The organism is Spirochaetota bacterium (assembly GCA_035477215.1).
GTDB lineage: Bacteria > Spirochaetota > UBA4802 > UBA4802 > UBA5368 > MVZN01.
The window spans coordinates 158,197-183,545 of record DATIKU010000014.1; the positions used below are offsets into that span (position 1 = coordinate 158,197).

Annotated in this window: 21 protein-coding genes; 17 read left to right on the plus strand and 4 right to left on the minus strand. The window is 59.2% G+C overall.

What is annotated here, in order from left to right:
• Positions 1–498 precede the first annotated feature (498 nt).
• Both VLM75_02735 and VLM75_02740 read left to right on the plus strand, forming a co-directional pair.
• Positions 499–1,113 (plus strand): L-threonylcarbamoyladenylate synthase, encoded by a 615-nt coding sequence (locus tag VLM75_02735; protein HSV95833.1) that lies wholly within the window; start codon positions 499–501, stop codon positions 1,111–1,113.
• Positions 1,114–1,140: 27 nt separating this feature from the next.
• Positions 1,141–1,467 (plus strand): hypothetical protein, encoded by a 327-nt coding sequence (locus tag VLM75_02740; protein HSV95834.1) that lies wholly within the window; start codon positions 1,141–1,143, stop codon positions 1,465–1,467.
• 27 nt (positions 1,468–1,494) lie between these two features.
• Here VLM75_02740 and VLM75_02745 read toward each other — a convergent pair whose 3' ends face one another.
• From VLM75_02745 to VLM75_02760, 4 genes are all read right to left on the minus strand, one after another.
• Entirely contained in the window at positions 1,495–3,144 is a 1,650-nt protein-coding gene (locus tag VLM75_02745) for a radical SAM protein (protein HSV95835.1), read from the minus strand.
• Positions 3,137–3,715, minus strand: coding sequence for an HD domain-containing protein (locus VLM75_02750; GenBank protein ID HSV95836.1), 579 nt, complete (start codon positions 3,713–3,715; stop codon positions 3,137–3,139). The genes VLM75_02745 and VLM75_02750 overlap by 8 nt, the downstream gene beginning before the upstream one ends.
• Positions 3,716–3,810: 95 nt before the next feature.
• Positions 3,811–4,407 (minus strand): SET domain-containing protein-lysine N-methyltransferase, encoded by a 597-nt coding sequence (locus VLM75_02755; GenBank protein HSV95837.1) that lies wholly within the window; start codon positions 4,405–4,407, stop codon positions 3,811–3,813.
• A gap of 318 nt (positions 4,408–4,725) precedes the next feature.
• Complete coding sequence (locus tag VLM75_02760) at positions 4,726–4,866, minus strand: hypothetical protein (protein HSV95838.1); 141 nt, start codon at positions 4,864–4,866, stop codon at positions 4,726–4,728.
• 162 nt (positions 4,867–5,028) lie between these two features.
• On the opposite strand from VLM75_02760, the gene VLM75_02765 reads away from it, so the two are divergent.
• The 15 genes from VLM75_02765 to VLM75_02835 all read left to right on the plus strand — a co-directional run bounded on the left by VLM75_02765 (position 5,029) and on the right by VLM75_02835 (position 25,295).
• Positions 5,029–6,165, plus strand: coding sequence for a hypothetical protein (locus VLM75_02765; GenBank protein ID HSV95839.1), 1,137 nt, complete (start codon positions 5,029–5,031; stop codon positions 6,163–6,165).
• A complete protein-coding gene (locus VLM75_02770; protein ID HSV95840.1) occupies positions 6,162–7,175 on the plus strand; it encodes a LacI family DNA-binding transcriptional regulator in 1,014 nt (337 codons plus the stop codon). Before VLM75_02765 ends, VLM75_02770 begins: the two co-directional genes overlap by 4 nt.
• Complete coding sequence (locus tag VLM75_02775; GenBank protein HSV95841.1) at positions 7,168–7,956, plus strand: 3-ketoacyl-ACP reductase; 789 nt, start codon at positions 7,168–7,170, stop codon at positions 7,954–7,956. Before VLM75_02770 ends, VLM75_02775 begins: the two co-directional genes overlap by 8 nt.
• Positions 7,957–8,030: 74 nt before the next feature.
• Complete coding sequence (locus VLM75_02780; GenBank protein HSV95842.1) at positions 8,031–10,031, plus strand: FAD-binding protein; 2,001 nt, start codon at positions 8,031–8,033, stop codon at positions 10,029–10,031.
• Positions 10,032–10,076: 45 nt separating this feature from the next.
• Positions 10,077–10,694, plus strand: coding sequence for a ThuA domain-containing protein (locus tag VLM75_02785; protein ID HSV95843.1), 618 nt, complete (start codon positions 10,077–10,079; stop codon positions 10,692–10,694).
• A 17-nt stretch (positions 10,695–10,711) separates the two neighbouring features.
• Positions 10,712–11,737: a Gfo/Idh/MocA family oxidoreductase gene (locus VLM75_02790; GenBank protein ID HSV95844.1), complete on the plus strand. Its 1,026-nt coding sequence runs from the start codon at positions 10,712–10,714 to the stop codon at positions 11,735–11,737.
• A gap of 211 nt (positions 11,738–11,948) precedes the next feature.
• A complete protein-coding gene (locus tag VLM75_02795) occupies positions 11,949–13,394 on the plus strand; it encodes an MFS transporter (GenBank protein HSV95845.1) in 1,446 nt (481 codons plus the stop codon).
• A 131-nt stretch (positions 13,395–13,525) separates the two neighbouring features.
• The gene (locus VLM75_02800; protein HSV95846.1) at positions 13,526–15,577 is read left to right on the plus strand and encodes a hypothetical protein; all 2,052 of its coding nucleotides are present in this window, start codon (positions 13,526–13,528) and stop codon (positions 15,575–15,577) included.
• A 215-nt stretch (positions 15,578–15,792) separates the two neighbouring features.
• Positions 15,793–16,854, plus strand: coding sequence for a sugar kinase (locus VLM75_02805; GenBank protein HSV95847.1), 1,062 nt, complete (start codon positions 15,793–15,795; stop codon positions 16,852–16,854).
• Positions 16,855–16,927: 73 nt separating this feature from the next.
• A complete protein-coding gene (locus VLM75_02810) occupies positions 16,928–18,427 on the plus strand; it encodes a hypothetical protein (GenBank protein HSV95848.1) in 1,500 nt (499 codons plus the stop codon).
• Positions 18,428–18,513: 86 nt separating this feature from the next.
• Positions 18,514–19,755: a tetratricopeptide repeat protein gene (locus VLM75_02815; GenBank protein ID HSV95849.1), complete on the plus strand. Its 1,242-nt coding sequence runs from the start codon at positions 18,514–18,516 to the stop codon at positions 19,753–19,755.
• Positions 19,756–19,878: 123 nt separating this feature from the next.
• On the plus strand, positions 19,879–20,628 hold the full coding sequence (locus VLM75_02820) for a hypothetical protein (GenBank protein ID HSV95850.1): 750 nt from the start codon (positions 19,879–19,881) through the stop codon (positions 20,626–20,628).
• Between the two features lie 217 nt (positions 20,629–20,845).
• Complete coding sequence (locus VLM75_02825) at positions 20,846–21,973, plus strand: vWA domain-containing protein (GenBank protein HSV95851.1); 1,128 nt, start codon at positions 20,846–20,848, stop codon at positions 21,971–21,973.
• Between the two features lie 209 nt (positions 21,974–22,182).
• Entirely contained in the window at positions 22,183–24,141 is a 1,959-nt protein-coding gene (gene cfpA, locus VLM75_02830) for a cytoplasmic filament protein CfpA (protein ID HSV95852.1), read from the plus strand.
• Positions 24,142–24,383: 242 nt separating this feature from the next.
• A complete protein-coding gene (locus VLM75_02835) occupies positions 24,384–25,295 on the plus strand; it encodes a hypothetical protein (GenBank protein HSV95853.1) in 912 nt (303 codons plus the stop codon).
• Positions 25,296–25,349: the final 54 nt, after the last annotated feature.

The following is a 25,349-nucleotide window of genomic DNA, read 5'->3' on the forward strand; positions in this document are numbered from 1 at the left end:
ATCATAATAATGCGCCGTCTTCGCGAGCCCCGGCCGTATCGGGGCGCGGCGGTCGCTCTTTAATACAAAGTTTCATGGATCAACATATTGCCTTTTGAGATCGCCGCATCGCCGCGCTCTTCGCGATGACGGCATTTTCACCCCGAATTTGAGAGCACGCCGATCGCTTCTCAATGCACCGGAGGAATACGCCGGCGGGAAAAAAAGTTAAGCAAAAATCGCCTTCGGCCGATTTTAGAATTGATTGATAATCATTTACACTCCTGGATACATGCCGGGGAGAAGGCTTTTGCAAGCGGCATTCTTGCAAAAGCCTTTTTTGTCTTCTAAATATAGGGGCCCGTATTTGCCGATATATATACCGGGCATGTTGTGGATTCAGGGGGAATCGGGTTTTTTCCCCGCCGTTGGCGGGGGAGGGGCGGATTGCCCGGCTGTGCAACAGCCTGGTCATGGAATAGCGTTTGGGAAAAAGGCCGCAGGGCGGAATAAAACATAATGATTTTCGTCATCAACGAACAGAACCCGCAGAAGAGGCTGATACAGAAGACGCGCGAGGTGCTCGAGCAGGGGGGCGTCATCATCTACCCCACCGACACCGTTTACGCGTATGGCTGCGACATCACGGACCGGCGCGCGATAGAGCGGATTTATCGTATTAAAAAGATTGCCAGAAACAAGCCGTTGAGTTTTGTGTTCTCAGATATCAGCGAGCTTCACGAATACGTGCGTAATATTTCGGACCCGGCCTTCAAGGCGATGAAGAAGGCCCTGCCGGGGCCGTACACCTTCGTCTTCAAGGCGAGCGGGCTGGTGCCGAAGATCGCCATCTCGCAGCAGAAAACGATCGGTGTGCGGATACCCGACAACAACGTCGCGCGCGATATCGTGCGGGCGCTGGGAAGGCCGATCATCTCGGCGAGCGTCAGCACGGCGGCGGGCGAATACATAATAGAACCGGACGACCTCGAGAAGGTGTACCGAAACGAGGTCGATCTGGTGATGGACTGCGGGCCGAAGGTTTCCGAGCCGTCGACGGTGGTCGACTTTTCGGACGGTGACATGCGGATTATACGGAAGGGTAAGGGTGATCTCTTTTTCACCCCGGGATGAATTTATAATCTGTCTTAGAGGAAAACCATGTCCGACGAAATGATAAGCTTTATAATGAAACTCCTGGCCATCGTTCTCTACGTGGCCCTTGGCGCGCTGTTGTCGTGGATCTTCTATTACCTGAAGCGGCGAGACCTCCTTGGCGGTTATATCGGCGGGCTCGTGATCGGCGTTATCGGCGCGCTTATCGGCGGATTCATCCTCGACCGCCTGCTCCTTGAGGCCGCCATCCGGGTGTTGCGCTTCCTGGTGTACGACACCGGGGTCAACCTCATCGCCGGCTTTATCGGCGGGTACGCGGCGCTCTACATCATGAACAGGCTCAACCACAACAAGGAACGAAAAAAATACTGAGCGCCGCGCCCCCGGCGCGTTTTGCAATCAGTCGAACACCATACCTTCGATCAAGGCGTCGGGTATTGACGGCGCCGCGGCCCTCACGTCGCCGGGGCCGGCGAACGGGCGGCGCAGTATCAGTTCGCTCGCGCTTTTTTTCCCCACCCCCGAAATAAGCTCAAGCGCTTTGGCGGGCAGGGAGTTTATCCCGAGCGGAAAGGGCAGGGCGGCCACCGAGCGCTCGCGGTGGCCGACCACCATCACGTCCACGAAGCTTTTCAGCGGCAGCGCTACGGGGATCGTCGCGGTTATCGAATAACTGGCGATCTGCTTGGCCAGCGAATACGCGTGGCGCCGCTCCTCCACCAGCGCCTCGCGCAAAATGGTGCCCGCGGGGTACACGCGCGCGAGCATGACCCGGTCGATCTCGTCGCGAATCCTCTTCTTGTAGTACTCGTAGCGGTTGCGGAGCTTCGCCGGAGGCTCGCGGAAGGCCTCGCCGGCGGCGGTGCCGGGATAGGGGAGGAGCTTTCGGATGTTGATGCGCTTCACCATAAGTCCGGCTCCGGCGATCGCCGCGAGCCCCTCGAAATTCATGCGGAAGGTATCCATGCCCTCGCCCGGAAGTCCGTGGATCAGGTTGATGCCGGGCAGAAGCACCGGGAGCCCCTCCACGCGCCGTCCGCCGATGTCGTTTATCAGGCGAACGACGTCGAGAAGCTCCTTCGCGTTCACCTTGAGGTTGTTGCGCTTGATGACGGTCGGGTCGAGCGATTCGACGCCCAGCGCTATCGTGTCGCCGGGCGTCACCGCGTCGGCGATGGCCGAAAGAATGGCCGAAGATTCCTCCGGGAAATTGGCGATGGTGCCGGGGTTGCCGTTGTCGATGTTGAGCACCCGTATCGCCCCGGAGTCCCTCCGCTCTCTAAGCCCGCCGAAGAGCCCGCGTACCGAATCGATCGAGGGCCGCGGGAAACCGTTTCTGAAATCCTCGAAGGGCGTTTTGTACTGAAAGATGTCGGCCTGTCGCCCTATGCGGAAGCGCGAAACGCCGGCGGCGATCAGCGCGTCGATTTCGGCGAGGATGTCCTCCTCGTCGCGGAATTCCAGCCGGTGCGTCGCGCCTTCCGGGCAGAACGAGCAGTGGGAGAGGCGCGGACAGCCCCGGTAGGTCTCGATCTCGCAGATAAGGCGCGGATGGTCGGGATGCAGACGCACGAGCGCGGCCCCATCAACGCTCCAGCGTGCTATCTGTGCGGCGGTGCGCCGCCCGTCGGAGGGTTCGCCATGCGCCCGGGTGTGCGCGTACAGCTCGATATCGCAGAGAACGCTCACGCAGTTGGGCCCGCAATCACGGGCGATGAGTGGCGCAATCATCCCCCCCGCCGCGAACTCCTGGCGCGGGTTGCCCTCGATGACCCTTACTATCTCTGCCGTGGTGCCGATGCGGTGGCCGAGATACTTTCCCGGGACCACCGCGCCGCCGATGATGAAGGCCGCGCCGTAACGGTCGTCGAGCCGGTACTCCGTCGACCTGAGCGCATCGATCGTCAGGTAGTCGATCGATGCGGGTGCTACGCCGGCGTGTAGCAGGGCGCCGTAGACGTAGCGCGGGTAGGGGGCGACGAACGGTGGCACGCCCAGGCAGGCGGGTTCGTCAACATAGCAGTCGAGTATGAGGAATCGCTCACCCATCCCCGCGTTCCGTGAGGCCAAAGACCACGCGCGTGCCGGTCCTCATGAAGCGGGCGATCTTATCCTCGACCGCGCGCGCGTATTCGAGATTTTTGCGGATGAGGGTCACGCGCTCCGGCGTGGTGCCGTAGCGGCCAACGAGGTCCGCCACCCGCTCGTCGAGCGTAACGACGACGTCGTGCATCACGCGCTTGTCGGCGTAATAGACGATCTCCTTTTCGAGGAGCGGCCCGTCCGGGTCGAAATCTTTAAGAAAGACATGCTGCTCGACGATTTCGGCGACGCGACTCATGCCGAGCGCGCGCATAAGCGCCCCGCCCGATTCGTCGTGGCGCTCCCTTGTCTCGAGCGAGCGTGTTTTGGCGATGTCGTGAAGGAGGGCCGAGGCGATCACAAGGTCCCGGTCGACCGTCGTGCCGTCTTTCAGGTCGTCGGCTATCGACGCGGCGACGCGCATCACCTGTTCGGAGTGTTCGACGATGTTGGGGAGCATGCCATGCTCCGCGATGAGCAATCGGCACTCGGCTTCGGAAGGGACGCGGTCGTGTTTCGTTTCGCTTTCAGTTTTCATCTTGGGCCACCTGTCATGTCGCCGCGGTAGCGTGGAGCGCGGCCGGGCCGCGAGGATGCGCGGTCGCACGGCGGGTGCTGCAAGGGCCCGCGCCCCTACGATGCCCGCAGCGCAGCCTGCTCCTCGCCGTCGGCGGAAGGGAAGAGCGCGTTCGGTCGCGTTTCGACGATCATCCCCGCCACGGCCGCTTCGTTCCCGAGGCCCGAAAGAATGAATTCGGGGACCGCACCCATCGTTATGTAGCGGTTCCGGGTTTCGACGGGAAGATGCTTGAAGTCCCGGACCCGCCCCCTGCACGCGGCGCTGCTGCACTGGCAGCGCATCTCCCAGAAATCCTCGTCCATGGAGGTGGAATAGTCAAAGGTTATTTCATCGCCCGCGGCGATCTGCCTGATGGCGAAGAGATACGCCCGGCCCGCCTCTATCTTCAGTCCGCAGTTGGGGTCGCAGGAGTGGTTGATGAAGTTGTCCGCCGTTTCGGTCGGTCCAAGGAACAGGTTCCGGTCAATCTGCAGAAAGTGGTTGTTGTCGGGGTCGACGTGGCTGATGTATTCGTTGCGGCTGAACCTGCCGCCGCCGAATTCGATGATGCACGAGCCCGCGCCGAAGTCCTCAAGCGCGAAAACCGACCGTCCCCGCCCGGTCTGGCCTATCGCGAGACGCTCTCCCGAAGAAATTAATCCTTCCTCCATAAGGCGGACGACGCCACCCCTCCTTGAACATTAGCATAGACCGAACCAACCGCTAAAACCGTATTTTACCCGCACGCGGCAGGGAAGGAGCCGGCAAATAAAACCGCATTTCGCATATAATAGCGCTCCACCCCATTGATGTGGGAAAGAGCGCTCGTGCATGAGTACCGGTCGTTTAATTGTGAGTAATGGAGGAACAGGCAGGGGATTTGTCAATGTAATTTCATCGGTATTTTGGTTTTCGATGTAAATCCGGCGGCGGCAAATAAAAAAGAAGGCGGTTTGAACCGCCTTCCCATACTCGTCTGACGGGGGATGTCAGAGCATTATATGCTTAGCCAGGAAGTGCTCGTCCACGTTCTCCCGAGTGGGCTTGTCAAGCTCGTTGAAGATGGTTTCGGTGCGGCGATAATAATCGCACCGGTCATCGATACAGAAAGACTCAATAATGTTTTTCATGTCCTGCCTCCTCGACAGCAATCGTTCCACGTTCCAAAGCCATGGTTAACCCTGAAACAAAGAACATAAGATAATTAAGTATATTATAAAATACGAGAATGGTCAAGATAAAATTCAAAAAATTTATTGCAATAATTGCGGTAAATAGCACAATTATTTTCCATGAATACCGTAAAGCTTTTGCAGTCGCCCGCCGTCTTCGCCGGAAAGGCGATTCCCAACAGGCTCGCGGCGCAGGCGATGGAGATCAATTCGGCGGGTCCCGGCGGATCCGTGAGCGGCGCGGTACTTGCGCGGTATGCCTCGCTCGCCGCGGGCGGCTGGGGCGTGGTAATCGTCGAAGCGGTCTCGATCACCGCCGACTCGCTTGCGCGGTTGAATGGGCTGGTGCTCAACGGAAAGACCATCGACGGGTTCAGGCGCCTGGTGGATTCGTTCAGGGCGGCGAGTCCCGATTCGCTTTTTATCATCCAGCTTACCCACGCGGGCCGCATGGCCGGGAGCTTTTCCCGGCCCGTCAGGGTCTTCGGTGATGACGATACCATCCCCTGCCTTTCCACGGCCGAGCTCGATACGGTAAGTTCGCTGCACGGCGATTCGGTCAGGCTTGCGGCCAAGGCGGGCTTTGACGGGGTCGAGATCAAGGCCTGCCACGGCTATCTCGGCGGTGAACTGCTCCGCCCGATGAACGATCGCGACGACATCTGGGGCGGGGGCCCGGCGAACAGGGCGCGCCTGGTTTCCACGGCGGTGGCGGAGGCGAAGGCGCACCGGCCCGGCTTCATCGCCGGCGTCCGCGTCTCGCTCTACGAGGGCCTGCGCGGGGGCTGCGGTACGGCCGGCGCGGGGGACGTCATCGAGGACCTTTCGGGCATGCGCGCGGTGCTCGGCGCGATCGTCGGGGCGGGCGCGGATTACATCAACGTCTCGGCCGGCGTCCCGGCGCTCACGCCGCAGCTCACCCGCCCGGTGAAGGGAAACGCCTTCGACCTCTATCATCATTTTCGCTACGCGCGGACCGTAAAGGAATGGTTTCCGGAACTTGCCGTCATCGGCTCGGCCTATTCGACCGGCGGCGAATCGGCGGCCGCATACGCCGAGGAGAACATCGCCGCCGGCGGGGTCGATGTCGCCGGCTTCGGGCGGCAGAACCTCGCCGATCCGCTTTTCCCGCGCAAACTCGCCCAGGGTTCGGACGATATTGATTACTGCACGCTCTGCGGCGGCTGCTCGAAGCTCCTGAAAAACCAGGAGCCGGTTCGCTGCACCACCTATCCGCGTACGGCGGAGGCGACGTGACTCCGCATCGGCCCAGGGGACTGGGCGACATCGCGCGAGCGTGCGGCGTTTCGGCAAGCACCGTCTCGCGCGTACTCAGCAACGCCCCCGGCATCGCCTCCGGCACGCGGCGCAGGGTGCTCGAGGCCGTCGAGGCGGGCGAGTTCTCTCCCCGCAGGCGCCGCCGCCGCATCAGCCGAAGCGCCATTCGTCTCACGGTCGTCATTCCCGGACGTCAGCGGCTCGCCACCAATCCCTTCTTCGACCCCGGCGAACTCATCGTCGCCATCAACAACGCCTTCAATGACATCCCCCGCGAGGTGTCGCTTCTCACCTACGACGACCTGGCCCGGAGTCTCGATTCGGCCGGGTCGGCGATAGACGGCTTCATCTTCGCCTTCGGCGAAATCGACGACGACCTGCGCCAACGGCTGCGCGCGGGCGATGTTCCCTATATCTTTCTCAACCGCGTGCGCGAGGGCGAAAGCTCGATATCGTGCAACAATTTCAAGGGCATGCTCCGCCTGGGACGGCACCTGCTCGGCCGCGGCTATCGCCGCGTGGGCTACCTTGACTGCGCCGATAACGTTATCAACGCCGACCGCTATCGGGGCTTTCTTGTCGCAATGATGGAGGGCGGCATCGACGGCTACGGCGCGAACGTGTACCGGGCCGGAGAAATCGCCGCCGTAGACGGGAAGGCGGCCTCGTTCTTCGCCGACTGTAAATGCGACGCGGTGATGTGCTTCAACGACAATTTCGCCATCCGCCTCATCTCCCTTTTCCGCGAGATGGGTTTGCGCGTGCCCGGCGATATCGCCGTCACCGGTTTCGACCGCTCGCCCGCGCAGGCGCTCTTCCGGCCCTCGATCGCCACCATCAGCCTGTCCACCTACGAGATGGCCTTTCTGGCGGCGCGCTGGCTTCGCGACAACATCGAACAGCGCGAGGCGCGCACCATGTGCCTGGAGGTGGAGGGAGCCTTTGTGGACGGCGAATCGGTGGGATGGAAGAGAGGCCGCGATGGATGAGCGCACCGGTAAAGGCAGGGTGGCGCTGGTCACCGGATCGACGGCCGGCATAGGCCGGGCAATCGCGCTCGCGCTTGCCGCGGACGGGTATGCGGTGGTGCTCAACGGCAGGCGCGACGCGGAGGCGGCCGAGGACGTCCGCGCCGAGGCCGAGCGGCTTTCCGGCGCGCCGGGCTGTGGCATCTACGTTTCGGCGGACGTCTCGGAAGCGGCGGGCCGCGCGGCGCTGTGCGACGCGGTCGAATCGCGTTTCGGAAGGCTCGACGTGCTCGTCAACAACGCCGGCGTCACCACCGGGGGGCGGTGCGACATGCTCGATCTCACCGAGGAGGCGATGCTTCGCGTACTGCGGACCAATCTGCTGGGACCGTTCCTGCTCAGCTCCGCGCTTTCGCGCCTCATGGAACGGGACGACGCTTTGCGCTATATCGTCAACATCTCGTCGATTTCGGCCTACCTGCCGTCCGTAAACCGGGCCGACTACTGCTTATCCAAGGCCGGCATGGCCATGATGACGAAGCTCTTCGCCGTGCGCCTGGCCCCACACGGCGTGCGCGTCTTCGAGATACGGCCGGGCATCATCCGCACGGACATGACCGGACCGGTCGCGGCGAAGTACGATGCGCAGATCGGCGGCGGCCTCCTGCCGCTTTCGCGCTGGGGCGGGCCGGATGATGTGGCGCGCGCGGTCCTCGCCGTGGTGCGGGGGCATCACGACTATTCCACGGGCGAGGTAATAAACGTGGACGGCGGGTTTCACATCAACAGGGGCGCACTGTAGCGGAAGACGTTTCAGCAATTATTCCAGGGTGCGGCGGATCATAATTTTCATTAAAATGACGGGTCGGACCGATTATGGAAAAAAAACCCATCACCGTCGCGGGTAACGAATTCCCCCTCCATTCCGTGAGGGTGGCCGTTGTCGGTTCGGGCGCGGCGGCGCTGAACGCCGCGGTGCACCTTGCTCGCCTCGGCGTGGACGACGTCGCCATCGTCACCGAGCGCCTCGGCGCGGGCGTTTCGGCAAACGCCGGATCGGACAAGCAGACTTATTACCGGCTCAATCCCGCCGACGACGCGGGGGATTCCGCGCGCGAGACGGCAAATCGGCTTTTCTCCGGCGGCTGCATGCACGGCGACGTGGCGCTGGTGGAGGCCTCGCTTTCGCTTTTAGAGTTCCATCATCTCGCCTCGCTCGGCGTGCCATTCCCCTTCGACCGCTACGGCTCACACGCCGCCTATCGCACCGACCACGACGAGAGAGCGCGCGGTTCCTCGGCCGGGCCCGGCACCTCGATCATGATGTACGAAAAGCTCCGCGACGAGGCCAAGCTCCTCGGCATCCCGGTGCTCGAGGGCCTCACGGTCGTCGACATCGTCACCGTGGACGACACCAACGGCCGCCGCGCCGCGGGCATCATCGCGATGGGCGGTGTTTCCGGCGCGGGTGCGCCATACAACCTGTGCGCGATCGGGGCCGACTATGTGGTGCTTGCCACGGGAGGGCCCGGCGCGCTCTACGCCGACAGCGTCTACCCGGCGTCGCAGGCCGGCTCGCTCGGCGCGGCCGTCGCCTCGGGCGCGGTGGCGCAGAACCTGTCCGAGTCGCAGTTCGGAATCGCGTCAAAGCGTCCGCGCTGGAACCTCTCCGGTTCGTACCAGCAGGCGCTGCCGCGCTATTACTCGACCGCTCCCGACGGAGGCGGCGAACGAGAGTTTCTCGCCGACTGCTTCCCCTCGGTGGAGGCGCTTCTCGCGGCGCAGTTTCGCAAGGGCTACGAGTGGCCCTTCGACGTAAAAAAAATTACCGGGCACGGTTCGTCCTGCGTCGACCTCCTGGTCTATTACGAATCGGTCGTGCGCGGCCGCCGCGTCTACATCGATTACCGCTCCAACCCCTCGTTTCCCGGCTCGGCCTTTGGAATCGACGTCCTTCCGGCCGAAGCGCGCGACTACCTCGAGCGGTCGAACGCTGTCGGTAAAGCGCCGGTCGAGCGGCTCCTCGTGATGAATACGCCCGCATACGAACTCTTCCTGAAGCATGGAATCGATCTCGCGCGCGAACCGCTCGAGATCGCCGTGTGCCATCAGCATGTAAACGGCGGACTCCGCGGCGATATCTGGTGGGAGTCGTCCGTACGGAATCTCTTCCCGGTGGGCGAGGCGAACGGCTCCCACGGCGTGTACCGTCCCGGAGGCGCGGCGCTCAACGCGGGGCAGGTCGGGGGGCTTCGCGCCGCGCAGATGATCGCGCACCGTGTTTCCGGCAAAGCGCCGGAGGGTGGGGACGGTCGAAGCGCCTCCGTACGCATCGCGCTAAAGGCCCGGATACGCGAGTGCAGACGGGCGCTCGCGGCGAAACCGGCGGACCCGCGCGCAGAGCGCCTTGAATTGCAGCGGCGCATGTCGCGCGCCCTCGGCATACTGCGCGATCCTGCCGGGATCGAGCGCGCGATTGAGGAAAACGCCGGGGCGATGCGGCGCCACCGCGAGTCCGGTGTGGCGGCAGCGAAGGCGCTGCGGGATTTTTTAAAAAACGCCGACCTGCTTCTTGCGGAGCGCTTGTTCCTCGAGGCATCGAGGCTCGCGCTTTCGCGCATTGAGGGTGGGCGCGGCTCGTATCTGGTTGGGAGGATCGGGGATTTCCTCAAGATCGACGAGGAGGGACGGGCGCGCACGGTGTCGCCGCCGGTCCTCGGCGGCATGGCCCTCGGCGAGATCGTGGAGCTCTCGCTTGGTGGGGACGGACGCATCGACTCGCGCGTAGTTCCGGTTCGACCCATACCGCGAGAAACCATGTGGTTCGAGAGAGTCTGGAAGGAGTATATGGAAGGGAGCGTGTATACTCCGGATTGAGCGAACGTCAGGGCGCAAAACGTCACTGGCGGGAAGGAGGAAGACATGAAAAAACGGATACTGGTGATTTCCGATGGAATAGTCCACCCGTCCATCCGGGCCAGATGGAATTTCAGGCAATTATTGACCGGCATGGATGAGATCGAATGCGTTTTTTCGTCGTCCATCGGGTCGCTCCGCTCCCTGTCGGACGGGGGCTTCGACGCGCTCGCCGTCTATCTGCACCGGGGCGCCATCCCGGACGACGCCCTCCGCGCCCTCGAAGACTTCGTGCGCGGCGGCGGCGGTTTTCTGCCGGTGCATTCGGCCTCCGCGTCGTTCAAGACGAAAAGCCGCTGGTTCGAGGTAATCGGCGGGCGCTTCATTGGACACGGTAAAATCGGGCCCTTCACCCTGCGCGGAATCGAACAGGAAATCTTCGGAGGAATACGGGATTTCACCGTAAAAGACGAGCTCTACCTGCACGACTACGACACCGCCAACACCGTGCATTTCGTCACTGACACGGCGAAGGGGGCCGAACCCCAGGTATGGACCCGTTCGTACGGAAGGGGCCGTGTCTGTTATTTCGCGCCGGGGCATTGCGCTCCCACCATGCGGAATCCGGGCGCTGTCGAGGTGCTTGAGCGGGGCCTGCGCTGGGTCTGCCGGTCCGGTGATTGAGATCGGGTGATGATACAATGAAAAAACCGTTTACATTTGGCTTCATAGGCTGCGGCGACATCGCGACCGACCTCGCGCGGGTGATCGGCATGACGCCGGGGGTGCGCGTAACGTCGTGCGCCGACCCGGACGGGTCGAGGCTTTCATCCTTCGCGCGCCGCTTCGCGGTAAAGGCCACCTACGACGACGCCGCAAAGCTTATGGAAAAGGAGCGGCCTGACGCGCTTTTCGTCGGGATTCCCCATCACCTCCACCACCCGCTGGCGATGCTTGCGTTGGGCCTGGGGCACAACGTGCTGTGCGAGAAACCCCTTGCCATCACCATGGACCAGGCGCGCGAAATATGCGATACCGCCCGGAAAAATGACCTCAGGCTGGGTGTCAACTACCAGTACCGGTATGACCGCAACGCCCATGCCCTGATCATGGCGTGCCGCGAGGGGCTTCTGGGCGCCATCTCCCACTGCCGCTGCAACATGCCGTGGCACCGGGGACCGGAATACTTTTCGACCGGCACCTGGCGCGCAAGGAAAGGCGAGGCCGGAGGCGGGACGCTTATCACGCAGACCAGCCACTGGATCGACATCGCGCTCGAGGCGATGGGAAGCCCTCCGGTTGCCGTCATGGGAATGACGGCCCGCCGCAGATTCACCGATGTCGAGGTGGAAGACCTTGGCATGGGAACGGTCGAGCTCGCCAGCGGTGCTCTTTTAAACGTAACCGGGGCGATGACGGCGACTCCGCATCAGAAAGTGACGATAGAGGTGTACGGGGAGCGGGGCACCGCCGTCTATACCGGTCCCGACGATTTCCCGCCGGCATCACGGCTGAAATTCCTCGGCGTCAAGGGGAAACGCTATGCCATGCCTTCCCCGGGGTTCTTTTCGCTTCAGCGCAACATGATAGGGTTCTGCCGGTGGGTACGCCACGGAGCGGACTTTTATAACGTCGCCGAGCGGTCTCTGCCGACGCTGGCGACGGTCCTGGCCATGTACCGCTCCGCGGAGAGCGGGAGGAGGGAATCCATTGAATACACGGGATGAAGAAGCTGACAAATACGCGGAACGGCGATAAGCTCTCGAGCTTGACGAAACCCGGTTACAGGGAGGAGCACCCTGAAAGGTCCCAACGGGATGAGGTCATATGTGGCCGACATAGTCCGGGGAAATCTGTTTTTCATCGGCGTATGCGAGATGTTCAGCTTCAACGATGTCAGGACTGCCGTGGCGGTAATCGAATTAAAGGAGGCGAATAATGAAGAATACCAAAGGCGAGCTCTCACTCTGGAACAAGATCGCGTTCGGCATGGGCGACATCTACGGCGGCGGGTCGATGATCATCGTGGGCATCTATTATCTTTATTTTCTGACCGACGTGGTGGGCTTGAGCCCGGCGCTCGCGGGCACGGTGCTCCTGGTCAGCAAGATCTGGGACGCGGTCAACGACCCGCTCATGGGGGTCATCACCGACCGCACCCGTACGCGCTTCGGGCGGAGGCGGCCGTTTCTCCTCGCGGGGATCGCCTTCATCTTCCTCTCGTATTTCATGCTCTGGTATCCGGTGAGCTACGAGAGCGAGGTCGCGCGATTCGCGTTCGTGCTCCTGGCCTATCTCTTCTTCGACGCGGTGATCACGCTGGTCATGGTGCCCTACAACGCGCTCGCCTCCGAGCTGACGCTCGACTATGCCGAGCGCACCTCGCTCATCTCCATCCGCATGGGATTTTCGATGTTCTCCTCGATCCTCTGCGCGGTCGTGCCGATGGAGATCATCAAGATGATCCCGGATGTGCGCGTGGGCCACATGGTCATGGGCGCGAGCTTCGGGCTCTTTTTCGCGCTTCCCTTCCTGGCGACCTTCTTCTATACAAAGGAGCGGCCGGAGTTCCAGGAGGCGGTGCCCGAGTTCAACCTGGTCAAATCCTACCGCGAGCCATTCAGGATAAAGTCGTTCCTGCACGTGATGAGCATGTATCTTTTCGCCTTCGTTGCCATGGACGTGGTGATGGCGATCGTCATCTATTTCATGACGCACTACATGAAGCGCGGCGGGGACACCAACTACGTGCTCGGCGCGCTCCTCATCACCCAGCTATGCGTCATCCCGGCGTACTACTGGTTAAGCCGCAAGACGAGCAAGAAGACCGGTTTCATAATCGCGGTCTGCCTCTGGATGGCGGTGATGGTGTACAGCTTCTTCATAACGCCCGATTCGGGCCGCACGTCGGTCTTCATCTTCGGCAGCGCGATGGGTCTTGCCACCGGCGGGGTGGTGGTGATGCTCTATGCCATATTCCCCGACCTGCCCGACGTCGACGAGCTCGTTACCGGGATGCGCCGGGAGGGTGTCTACGCGGGCCTTCTCACCTTCATGCGCAAGCTCAGCTCGGCCCTCGCGATCTTCCTGATATCGCAGGCCATATCGCTCGCGGGTTACGTACCGCCGGTGAGCGAGACGATAGACGGCGTCACGAAGCTCGTGCAGCAGCCGCAATCGGAAGGGTTTCTCCTGGTGCTCAGGGCGGTTTTCGCGGCCGTGCCGATGGCGCTGCTGGCCCTCTGCCTGCTCTTCGCCCTCGGGTTTCCGCTCACGCCCCAGGTCCATGCACGGCTCAAGGACTTCCTGGCCCGCCGTCGCGCCGGCGGCATGACGGACGAGCTTGCGGCCGAGGAAAAGCGGCTGAAGGATATACTGGTCTGAGCCGTATAAATGGATTTTTCGCATAACCGGAAAATCGAGCGGGAATGCTCCTCCCTCGTCGGGGGAATCCCCGCATCCTCAAGGTCCGCGCCGGACCGTGTTCTCAATGATCGGAAAGAGGCATAAGCATCATGAAAAATAAAACCGGTGAACCGATGTTTCAGCACGAGTTCTTCGAGGCAACGAGCGCGACCGACTATGTGTTCACCGGGTACGGAAGGCCGCCGAAGGGATATCCCGCCCACGAACGCGCCGACCGCTACTCACCGCGTCCCTTCGCGCCGGCCTACGACGCCCGCCGCAGGGCGCTGCTCAACCACGCCATTACCAATCCCGCCCGCACCACCATGAAGGGACATTTTCGCGAGCTGGCGCGCCTTGCGCTCGGACGCGGTCCCATACATGCGGGCCTTCTCGGCGCGGCGCTCACCTATATCGATGAGCGGCGCGACTGTTCCGATTTCGTGATGCTCGGCATCGTGCGCATGCTCTATCAGTTTCGGGAGAGCCGCCTGCTCGACCGGAAGCTCGTCGCGCGCGCGGAAAAGACCCTCCTATCGTTCAAGTACTGGCCTGACGAACCGGGGATCGACTCCATGTGCACCTGGACCGAGAACCACCAGATAATGTTCGCGGCGAACGAGTATCTCGCCGGCCAGATCCTTCCCGACCGTGTGTTCGCCGGGAGCGGCCTTGCCGGCATCGAACGGATGGAGCGCTCGCGCGTGCGGATTTTGCGCTGGATGGAGATGCGCTACCTCACCGGCTTCAGCGAATGGCTCTCGAACGTGTACTACGACGAGGACGTTACGGCGCTGGCGAACCTCGCGGACTTCTGCCGCGATGAAATCGTCGCCCGCCGCGCGGCCATCATCCTGGATCTCATGTTTTTCGATATGGCGCTCAACGGCCACAACGGCATCTTCGGCTCGACCCACGGCAGGAGCTATGCCAGGGAGAAGCGCTTTCCCTTTCTGGAGTCGACGACCGACACCTCCAAACTGTTGTTCGGCACGGGCGTCTTCGCCGGCGAGGACAACATGAGCGCCATAACGCTCGCGCTCGGCGGTTATCGGCTGCCCCGCGTCATTTATGAGATCGCGAATGACCGTGCGCCCGACGAAATCGAAAACCGCCAGCGCATGGGAATACGCCTCCGCGAGGCCGGGCGCTGGGGGCTCGATCTGAACGATCCGGCCTGCGTGATGGAAACGCTCGGCCTCGAGGCCTATGCGCATCCGCTGACGATTACCGCGGTCACCCGGCTCTTCGACGCGTACCGCTGGTGGGAGAACCGATTTTTCGCGATGTTCGCGTCGAAACGCCGTCTCCTCGCCGCGACGCGCGCGCTTGGGCTTCTGCCGCTGGTCGCACGGTTCTTCGAGAAGGACATCACCCGCAACACCCGAGAAGAGGTGAACATCTACACTTATAAAACGCGCGAGTACATGCTCAGCTGTGCTCAGGACTACCGTCCGGGCTACGGCGGCGACCAGCAGCATATATGGCAGGCGAGCCTTGGCGGTGAAGCGGTGTGTTTTACGACGCATCCGGGCAAATACGAGGACGGCTCCATTGGTTACTGGACCGGCTCGGGCAGGCTTCCGCGCGCGGCGCTGATCAAAAACGTGCTTTTGTGCGCGTACAACGTCCCCCGGCGCCCGGGGATTTACCATACCGACCGGTTGTTCTTTACGCACGCGTGGCTGCCGCGCGACCGCTTCGATGAGGTGCGCGAGCGTGCCGGCTGGGTGTTCGCACGGAAGGGCGGCGCGTACCTCGCGCTGCATTCTCAAAACGGGTATCGCTGGCAAAGCGAGGGGCCCGATGCCGGGCGCGAGCTCATAGCGGAGGGGGCGAGAAACATCTGGATATGCGAAATGGGCGACGCACGGTGCAACGGCGGTTTCGATACGTTCGTTGACGTGATGGCAAACAGCGCGATATCCTTCAAGGGGGCCCGGGTGCGGTTCGAATCGCCCTCGAGGGGAATTATCGAATTTGGCTGGAAAGGCCCCGTCAGGAACAGGGGCGTAACGGTGAACACCGGGGGCTATCGCCGCTACGATAATCCGTACTGCCGGGCGGAGTTTCCCCCGGATGAAATCGTGATCGGGCACGGCGCGCACCGGCTAAGGCTCGATTACCGTCGCGGCATCCGCGAGACGAGCGGGTATGTATAGATACTTGATACCGGGTGAATCAAGTGAAGGACCATCGGCTTACAGCGGCCTGCGGCGGAGAAGACCCGTGACTTGCAGTTTACCGGTAATGCATATCGTAATGGCAGAACTGTCGCGAATCCCCGGATCATCGCCCTTCCCCCCGCTTTCGGATGGATCGTTATCCGGTTACGCAATAACTTTACCATGGTATAACCGTTTGAGAGGTGCATCACATGCGAATCGACGAAATCATGAAAAAAAGCGGCGGCGGGACCTGCGTGACGCTGGGAGAGCTCATGCTCCGTCTATCGCCCCCGGGCAAGGAACGCTTTTTGCAGAGCCCGCACTTCGAGGCGCGGTTCGGGGGCGGGGAGGCCAATGTTGCGGCGAGCCTCGCCATATTCGGTCATTCCGCGCGTTTTGTCACGGCACTCCCCGACAACGAGATCGGCCGCGCGGCGGTGCGCGACCTCCGCGGCTTCGGGGTGGACACCGGCTGCATCTTCCTGGTAAAGGACGCCCGCATGGGCATCTATTTCGCCGAAAAGGGCGCGAACCAGCGCGCCTCGGCGGTCATTTACGACAGGGATGGCGCCGCGATCAACAATCTCAATCCCGGTGATGTGGACTGGGGCCGGGTTTTCGCCGGATGCGGCTGGTTTCACATCACCGGAATTACGCCCGCTCTTTCGCGAAACGCCGCAGACCTCGGCCTGCGCGCGGTTGCCGAGGCCAAAAAGCGCGGTGCGGTCATTTCCTGCGACCTCAATTATAGGGCGAAGTTATGGAAATACGGCAAAGCCGCGCGGGAAATAATGCCCGAAATCGCGCGCCATACCGACGTACTCATCGCCAACGAGGAGGACTGCCAGAAGTCGCTCGGGATAGGGGGCTTCGAGGTGAAGGGCGGCGGACTGGACGCCAGGAGATACGAGGAGCTTACCCGCGCCGTGGCGGCGGCGTACCCGGACCTTGCCCTCATCGCCGTCACCCTCCGGGAGAGCGTATCGGCCGACGCCAACGGCTGGAGCGCGTGCTGCTTCGACGGGAAGGACTTTACGCTTTCATCGAAATACATGATAAACGACATCGTCGACCGTGTCGGCGCCGGCGACAGCTTCGCGGCGGGTCTCATCTACGGTATTTCGTCCCTTCCGACCGTAAAGGAGGCCCTGGAGTTCGCCGTGGCCGCCTCGTGCCTCAAGCACTCGATCGAGGGCGATTTCAACCTCGCCACGGTGGCCGAAATAGCGCGGCTTGTGCGCGGAGAGTCGTCGGGGCGTATAAACAGGTAGAAATTAAATGTCAAGACCCGTACGCCTTTTTCCGAAAATTAAGACAGCATATTCCCGGGCGGTACCGAATCGAATGACGATGATAAAAAACCTGAAAATTGCGGTTTCAGCGCTGACGGTGGCCCTGTCGGCGTGCCTGGTCTTGAGCACCGGCGCCAAAGCGGCCTTCCTCCTCGACAAGGAGGCGCCGGCGCGCGTGGAGAAAACGGAACCGGTGGCGCCGGCCAGGGCCGGGAGCGAGTTCCCACCGCACATTGCGACCAACATAAAGGCTCAGCCCGTGGCCGGGGTGAGGGGCGCTATCAGGATAAGCTGGGACGCGGATCCCACGGCCCCGAACGATTTTATCGTCGGTCGTTCGATGGAGATACCCGACACCGCCGGGAAGGCGGTCGCGGCGCGCTCGATCAAGATCGTTCCCGCCGCGCCGGGTTCGAGCGTCATCGATACCAACCTTCCGCCGGGCCGTTACTACTACGTCGTGCTCGCGCGGGAGAAAGTAATGTCCCACGATGTCGAGGTTTATCCCGACGTCAATTATACGGTAAATCCCGTCGTAATGGAAAGAGATGAGCCGATATCGACGCGCCCGGTCCTTCCCGACCAGGTCGCGCTTATCCACGCGCAGGCGATAAACCAGACACATGTGGCGTTAAGCTGGAAAGGCGTATCCGGCCAGGGGATCACCTATACCGTCTATCGTGGCACGCAGCCGCTGTCCACGCCCGAGCGCCTGAAGAGCGCCGACAGTGTCGCGACCATCACCGACGGGCGTGAGTCGTATACGGACCGGGGTATCCAGGCTACCGGCAACTATTATTATGCCGTCACCACCAGGGACATTGCGGGAAACGAAGATTTCCAGCTCACACCGGACCAGAGCTATATGACAAAGGGAGTGTATGTGGCCTTTATCTCCGAAGCCACGGTGTCGGGGCTTAAGGCCATTCCCGGGGATGATGGATCGATCAGACTCACCTGGAAGGGTGTCGGATCCGGTTCGGTCGAATACCTGGTATACCGTTACAACAGGCCGATTACGGACGTTCAGCGGCTGGCGCTTGCAACGCAGCTCGGCGTTGTCCGGGCGGGTGTGGAAGAATATATCGACAATAATCCGGGTAGGGACGTACATTATTACGCCGTATTTGTTCGTTTTCAGGATTCTTCCATAGAGAACACCATTAAACAGGGGCAGAACTGCACCATCGATCCGGTCGCGGCGCGGCGGAAGGCGGTTGCGCAAAAGGAGCCGCCCGTAATAATCGCGCCCCCGGCGAAAAAGGAGATCGCACGTCCAATTCCCGTTGAGACCGGGACGGTCGACGCTATACTTCGCGAAACATTTTTCAAGGAGAAGTACTCCGCCTCGGCAAAAAAACTGGGAGATGTCGTACGCACTTCCGACAATGAGACCGAGGTCGCCAAGGCGCGCCTTTTCATCGGGCGTTCGCTCGTTGAGATGCGGCAGTACAGGAAGGCGATCGATTATTTTCTGATGCCCGACGTGAAAAAGCATTTTTCCAGAGAGGCGAAGTTCTGGAGTGAGTACGCAATTTCGAGGACGCGTTGAGCGCCGGGCTGCGATAACGCCCCTTTCGCCCCCGGTCCGCGCTTTCCGGGAGCGTGGCGCCATATACGAGGTGAGGAGATTCACTGATGAAACCGAAACTGATTGTCGGCATGCTGCTTGTGGTACTTGGGGTCGGCGTTTTCGTATACAACGAAAACTTCCTGAAACCCGAGCGCGAGGCGCGCGAGATGATGGTGGAAGCGAAGATGATTTACGAGCGGGGAGACAAGGACTCGATCAACCAGGCCATCAATATCTTCACCAAAGTGATAGCGAAGTATCCCTCGTCGCGGCTGATTCCCGATGCCTACTATTTGATAGGGCAGTGTTACGAACGCATTGGCCTCAACCGGCTTGCATTTCTCAAATACAGCTATCTTATCAAGAACAACCATCCGTACCTCTCGGCCGATCTTCGCAAGGAAGTGATGATACGGCTGGCCCGCCTCAACGTGCTCAAGCAGTACAACGAGGAGGGGATCAATCAGCTTTATGGCCTGCTCAACGCCAATTATAACAAAGAGCTGCGCAGCCGCATTTATTCGGAGCTCGGCCACACGTATCTGCGTCTCGGCGAGTACCAGCGTTCCGGGAGGATGTTCGATATAGCCCTTGCCGAAAACGGGAGCAACGAGGAGGCCCTGGTCGGCAAGGCCCGCGTTTTCAAGCGCCTGGGCATGGACGACGACGCCTACGACACCTACGAGAATTTCCTGCGCTATTACGGCGCGGTAAGCCAGTATGCTTCCGACGTCCGCTCGGCCTACAGGGACCAGGCGTACAGGAGCGGCCTCGACGCGTTCGGGAAGGGGAGCTACGATAGGGCCATTTCGTTTTTCAGCAGGGTGCTGAAAAACTTCCCGGAAGACCGCCTCGCCGAAAACGCGATGTACTGGATCGGCGAGAGCAGCTTCGCGTTGCGCAGGTTCGATACGGCCATATCGTGGTTCAATCGCACGCTCGGGAATTCCTTTTATCACAAAGACCAGGATGCGCAGATAAAGAAGGGGTACGCGTATTTCCTCGGCAAGCGTTTCGACCTGGCCGCTCGGGAGTTTCAGACCTACCTGAGAAATTATCCAACGGGCCAGCACGCCGCCACGGCCCGGGAATGGAAGAGCATGAGCACGAAAGAGCTTCTCTATCGGATCGAGGGTAAAAAAGTTCCGGACGAAGGAGATGAGGATGATTCTGTCCCGCCCGAGGACTCCACGGGGAAGAGCCCTTCAGCCAGGGGGGAGAGCGACGAGGAGGTCGCCGGGGATTATGGATACGGAGGCGACATGAACGTCGAAAAAATTGAACTTGAAAATGTCGCGGAACTGTAGATGATGGCAATCACCCCGCTGAAAGCGGGGTGATTGGCAAAAAGCCGCCATCACGCCGAGCAATCGGCCGGAGAGACTGAGCACACGCAGGCGGACACTCATTTTACTCAAAAACAGGAAAAAATGTTCACTAAATATTTTGAAGATGCGCAGAAACAACTCGTAAAAACCCCTTCCGGCGGCCGGGCTAAAACGCAGGTGAAGGCGAAGGGGAAGGCAACGCCCAAATCCGTCAAATCCGCCGATCCCGGCGCTGACGGCAAAATTGACATGCATGGATTGATGAAGACCATCGAGGGGATCGTTCCGCTTGAGCTTGATGTGGGCACACTCGGAATAATCGATCCCAGCGGATACTCTCCCGAAGGCGTCGATTTTATCACCTTCCGCCCATTGTGCAGGGACATGTCCGCGCTGATGGGCGGATACGTACCCTCCGAACTGGTATACGGCACCTTCCACGTCTGCGGCGATTTCGGCAGGGAGAGCCTCCAGGGGGGCCTCAACAAGGTGATACAGGCCAAAAAGGTCAACATCTTCACGGAGGACCGGCAGGACGTTCCGGCAATACCCGCATTCATTATCAGCGGCGGGGGCGGTATGAGACTGGAGGATGTAAAGGACACGATCGTCGATTACTACGTTTCAAAAAGTGTCGACTATATCCTCGAGTTCGACGTTCTGATGATCCTTAACAAGGGGCTTGTCGTTAAAAACTGGCGCGAAAAAAGGAGCTTCATCGCGCTCGAGACGGGTGCGGCCACACTCATGTGGTTCTACATCCTGATGCACGAATACCTCGACATGGAGCGTGGAAAGACCCTGGATCTCAGAAACTATGTAAAATATACGGAAAAGTACGCGGAATACTGACCGATTTTATAAAAACCGGGTGATTTTTCGAAGGATTTTTCCCCGGGCAGCCGGCCGGGTGGAATGTCCGCTCCGCCGGGGCCCATCGCACATCCCGTCAATTTTATTGACGATAATTATTCTTGACAAAAACTGAAATTATTAATAGGCTATTGGTCCTAATAGCGGTCAGGTTTTCTCTGCGTATAACAACACCCTCGGTAAGGAGCGGTAAAGAGTGAAAGAGCAAAAACAGAGACTGGGCGCCCTGCGGGGGCTGTTCTTCGCGGGCCTTCTTTCCTCAATTCTTGTAATGCCGGGCGCCTGCGAGGCCAGGGAACAGAAAGACATGATCCTTGTCCTCGATACATCGATGAGCATGATCGGCAGCGGCGGCCGGAACATAATGGCGGGAGTGAAGGAAGGCCTGGACAAGTTCATCGATCAGCTCGAGGCGGGTGACAGCTTCACCTTCATCACCTTCGATACGGAAGTAAAGCTCTATCCGATTGTCTACATCCATGACAAAAACGACAAGGAAATCTTAAAGAAGTATGTCTCGGTGATTGAGGCGAAAGGGGCCTGGACCTACACGCAGGAGATGATTAGGAACGTATTCAAGACGGCTCAGAGCCTCGAAGAAAAGGAGAAGGGCAGACAGAGGGTTATCGTGGTCCTGACCGACGCGCTTGATGATCCTCCTCCCGGGCGGCGTCACGAACGCTTCGATATCAAGAAAATTGCCAAGCAGTACAATAACAAGGACTGGTTTATTTTCCTCGTAAATCTCGGGGATATCAAAACCGGCAGGATGATTGAAAAAGCCCAAAAGGACATAAAAGACAACATTTCACCGTACACCAGGGTCGTCGACGCGACCGATGCTCCGGGCAAGGTCATCGAGAAGCAGCTGATGCGGGATGTCCGCGACATGTCCGCCGAGCGGCGCGAGAATGAAAAGACCTTCCTCTCGAGTCCCTGGTTTCTCGGCGCCCTGGCGCTTCTGGTCGCGCTGGTTGTGCTGATTCTGGTGCGCCGTTACCTGGGGCTCCGGGTGAGCGGCGTGCTGGATTACTGGAACAACACCATCCTCGATCCGTATATCAACACGATCAATCTCTCGCGGCAGGAGGGCCGGAAAATAAGCATCGGCCGCGGAAGCGGCCTTACGGTAAACATCAGGGACATCGAGATTGCGGAGCCGTTCAGGGTCGTCGCGCGCCGCGACAAGGGCGTGATAAAATGTGCGCTCCAGTGGGGAAACAGTTATACCATAGAGTTCCAGAACGGGGTGCAGGGTGAATACCTGAAAGACGGGGACGTATTCAAGGTGGCGAACTATACGTTTAAGTACAGTATCGATTGACGGATGGAGAAGGGCTGTATTTTAATAAAAAATTTTATTTTAATTTAAAATAAAGCCTTGACATCGCATGAAGCGCTGATACACTCACGGCGGCTTTCCGTAGTGAAACGAGAATCCCCCCGGGTGAAGAGCGTGTTATTATATAAGTGTTTTTAATTCGAGCGGGGGCGGTTTAACTAAGTCCGCAGCAGAAAAAAGGAGGTTTTTACATGTCGATAACTCAATTACCCAAGAGCCCGAATAAATTTCATCCTACCGAGCCGAGCGCGGTCGGGTCGCGGAATTCGATCGCTCAGGAAGGGCGCGATAAGATCGCGGAATCGAAGCTTGTCATTGATGAAACATCGGACAAGGTATTAAATACCATCATGAACAAACTTCCCGAAGAGGTTCTCTCGAGGCTTGACGTGATGGGCGGGCTGAAAGAGAAAATATACAACTACGTCAACCAGGCGTACGTCAACATGGCCAACCGCTACACGGTCACCATGGAAGACGAATTTTTAAAGAAGGTTCGCGACTTCGTCGACAAGGAAGAGGCCAAGGGACTGGCCCGTTATACTTCCCGCGAGATGATCGAGCTTCTCGACAAGATCGGGGGCGCCGACAAGTTCAACACCGGCGAAATCGAGAAGTCGATGGTCAATATGTACGGGCACCTTCAGGGCCATATCCAGCGCGGCATGAACGACCTCGAAAATGAGACCAACGCCATACTGAGACAGAAGACCGACGTCGGTGCCTTTGTCCGCGGTGAAAACGCCTATGCAATTATCAAGTGCATCTTCAAGGACAATCAGCTTCGGCCCAAGTTCGTTTACGACGTCAAACTGTCGATCAACATCCTCGACAGCGAGCTGGTGAGCCCGATCTACCACTACCAGGTAACCGTCGAGTCTCTCCTTAAAGACGCCATCCAGAAGCACATCCAGGACCTCATCGACAAGCAGGTACAGCAGCTTACCGAGGAGCTGGTCGACCAGGGCAAGAGCGAACTGTCGGGCTCGGAGATAATGTTCGAAAAGATCAAGAGGATCGACAGCTATACCGACGACGACAAGGAAGACGAGAAGTCCCGCCGGTACACCATTCTCGCCAAAAGGTTCCTGGACAAGATCGAAGGCCTCCGCGCCGAGATCGACATCGAGGAGTACGATCCGCTGAACATCCGAGAGAACATCAAGCATATCATTGACTCCGAAAATATCCGTAACCGCGGCTACAACACCGCGATCAACGCACTTACCTCGATCCTCGACACCTCGAAGCTCGGCTATCAAGTGTGCGACAACATGAAGAACGCCCGCATATGCCAGATCAGGGAATACGAGGAGATGGACAGGACGATCCTTCCCGACGAGCGCTATGCCATCAGGCTGGCCTACTACGACCAGAACCAGTTGCGCGAAGAGAAGCGCGAGTTCGACCGCCAGATGGAAGGCTTCACGAAGGAGATTCTGCGCGCATGGGACGTTGTGCATGCCCATTATGAGTCCAAGAAGCGCTTCCGTTCGCTGAAGGATTTCGACGATCTCTGCAGCCGCCTCATGAGCAAGGAGTGGAGACGCGGAAAGAAGGAAGAAGAGGCCGATCCCAACAGCGTTCTCTGGAACGAGCTCGGCGAGCTATACAACGAAGGCAGCTTCGTCGAGAAGAACAACAGGACCTACGAGGACAGGATACTCAACCTCAAGGGCAAGTTGAAATACCTCAGAGAGATTTTACAGAACATGCATGGCTACCAGAACCCGATCGAGCGCGTAATCCTCGACGAGCGCCTGAGCTTCCTTGACAGGAAATTCAATGAATTCACCTACAAGATCAACCCGCACCACATTCAGCCGGGGCTCATCCTCGACGTCGACGTTACGACGATCAAGAGGAAGCAGTACATGCTCAAGGGTATGGCGAATGTTCTGAACGAGTTCCTGTACGGTATCTCGAAGGGATTCGCCGACGCGGCATTCGCCCAGTTCAAGAGAAGGAGGTCGACCGTTCGTTCGGACATCTCGCAGTCTTTCGGCGAAGAAGAGATCAAGGAAGATATTTTCGAGACCGCTTATAAAACGGCCGCCGACGCTGCTGAAGTCGCGGAAGTGAAGGGATCCATAAACCTTTCGCCCCGTCTAAAGCCGAAAGGCAAGGCTTCCGGTCTGAAAGAACTGTAAAAATCGGTAACAGCGCAATTTAAAAAAGGGTGCCCGAAAGGGTGCCCTTTTTTTCTTTATTTAAGGGGAAAAGTTGGGTTTAGGCGTGGGGATATTATTTGCTGACAGTTGACAAAATGCTTGCAATTATTTTAAAACCGCGGACAATATACACTGCATGGTTCGGTGTGTCCGGATGATGCTGCGGCCCGGCATATAACGGTTTGCTGCGGGGAAAAAATTTGTCACAAGGAGTCTGACCCATGGAAAGCGCTTTTTATTCGCTTGCGACCAAGAGCAATTTCAACAAGGCACTGAACCACTTCTTCAAGGTCAATGAGATCGTCGATTACCTCGATTCAAAAAGAAATCTCGCCGATGTCATAAACGCCGATCTCGACCAGAACGAGATCATGATAGACCAGATTCTTCCGATCGTCGGGGCGGTGATCCGCGATAAGTACCGGTATTCATACGATTCATACAATGTTCACGAAAAGGTAACCGACTTCGCGAAGCTGGCCGGGGAGACCGCCAAGTGGACGGCGCTGGACATACTGATCGTTTACTACACCCCGGCGGGGGAGATATCGCTTGTTAATCCCAAGAATATGGCCCACTGGGACAGGGTTCGCGAACTGGCAAAAGACCAGGCGATGGTCATATACGCGCGCCATCTGAAAGAGGAAAAAGACTCCAAGATCGAGCACGAGGCGATCGCGGCCATTGAGGAGATGATCGCCGGCAAGGACGTATTCATCAACAAGGACTTCATCGACCAGACGGTCGCGCCCAAGGCGGCCCCGCCAAGGCCGGTGGTGCAGGCGGCAGCGGCGGCCGGACAGAGAAGGATGACTCCCAAGTATTCCGTCCAGGTGACCAACGAGCTTTTCCATAATGGAAACGTGGAGGCCTGGAAACGAATCATCGAAAGCTATAAGGTCGCTCATCCGGACATCGAAGTAAGGATATTTTATGAGAACGAGCTTATCAATGATATCAATACCCTTTTTAAATGGGGCAAAGTGAAGACGGGCGGTTTGATTTTCTTCCAGGCTTCGGGCGAGAATATCCGTAACGTTTCCAAGCTGCAGAAGTACCTCTTCGAGGGTGCAAGCCCCCGTTTCGAACAGTTCCTCAAGCTTGGCGTCGGCAAAGTTCTCAAGCTTTTCTAACGTAACGCAGACTGAAAAAAGAAACGGAAAAGCAATAAAAAGGGAGAATTGAAC

Excerpts from the sequence above, each read along its gene's own strand:
- VLM75_02780 (HSV95842.1), top strand. The coding sequence starts at position 8,031 with ATGGAAAAAAAACCCATCACCGTCGCGGGTAACGAATTCCCCCTCCAT.
- VLM75_02735 (HSV95833.1), top strand. The coding sequence starts at position 499 with ATGATTTTCGTCATCAACGAACAGAACCCGCAGAAGAGGCTGATACAG.
- VLM75_02800 (HSV95846.1), top strand. The coding sequence starts at position 13,526 with ATGAAAAATAAAACCGGTGAACCGATGTTTCAGCACGAGTTCTTCGAG.
- VLM75_02760 (HSV95838.1), bottom strand. The coding sequence starts at position 4,866 with ATGAAAAACATTATTGAGTCTTTCTGTATCGATGACCGGTGCGATTAT.
- VLM75_02785 (HSV95843.1), top strand. The coding sequence starts at position 10,077 with ATGAAAAAACGGATACTGGTGATTTCCGATGGAATAGTCCACCCGTCC.
- VLM75_02815 (HSV95849.1), top strand. The coding sequence starts at position 18,514 with ATGAAACCGAAACTGATTGTCGGCATGCTGCTTGTGGTACTTGGGGTC.
- VLM75_02775 (HSV95841.1), top strand. The coding sequence starts at position 7,168 with ATGGATGAGCGCACCGGTAAAGGCAGGGTGGCGCTGGTCACCGGATCG.
- VLM75_02810 (HSV95848.1), top strand. The coding sequence starts at position 16,928 with ATGACGATGATAAAAAACCTGAAAATTGCGGTTTCAGCGCTGACGGTG.
- VLM75_02755 (HSV95837.1), bottom strand. The coding sequence starts at position 4,407 with ATGGAGGAAGGATTAATTTCTTCGGGAGAGCGTCTCGCGATAGGCCAG.
- VLM75_02805 (HSV95847.1), top strand. The coding sequence starts at position 15,793 with ATGCGAATCGACGAAATCATGAAAAAAAGCGGCGGCGGGACCTGCGTG.
- VLM75_02790 (HSV95844.1), top strand. The coding sequence starts at position 10,712 with ATGAAAAAACCGTTTACATTTGGCTTCATAGGCTGCGGCGACATCGCG.
- VLM75_02835 (HSV95853.1), top strand. The coding sequence starts at position 24,384 with ATGGAAAGCGCTTTTTATTCGCTTGCGACCAAGAGCAATTTCAACAAG.
- VLM75_02820 (HSV95850.1), top strand. The coding sequence starts at position 19,879 with ATGTTCACTAAATATTTTGAAGATGCGCAGAAACAACTCGTAAAAACC.
- VLM75_02745 (HSV95835.1), bottom strand. The coding sequence starts at position 3,144 with ATGGGTGAGCGATTCCTCATACTCGACTGCTATGTTGACGAACCCGCC.
- VLM75_02765 (HSV95839.1), top strand. The coding sequence starts at position 5,029 with ATGAATACCGTAAAGCTTTTGCAGTCGCCCGCCGTCTTCGCCGGAAAG.
- VLM75_02750 (HSV95836.1), bottom strand. The coding sequence starts at position 3,715 with ATGAAAACTGAAAGCGAAACGAAACACGACCGCGTCCCTTCCGAAGCC.
- cfpA (HSV95852.1), top strand. The coding sequence starts at position 22,183 with ATGTCGATAACTCAATTACCCAAGAGCCCGAATAAATTTCATCCTACC.
- VLM75_02795 (HSV95845.1), top strand. The coding sequence starts at position 11,949 with ATGAAGAATACCAAAGGCGAGCTCTCACTCTGGAACAAGATCGCGTTC.
- VLM75_02740 (HSV95834.1), top strand. The coding sequence starts at position 1,141 with ATGTCCGACGAAATGATAAGCTTTATAATGAAACTCCTGGCCATCGTT.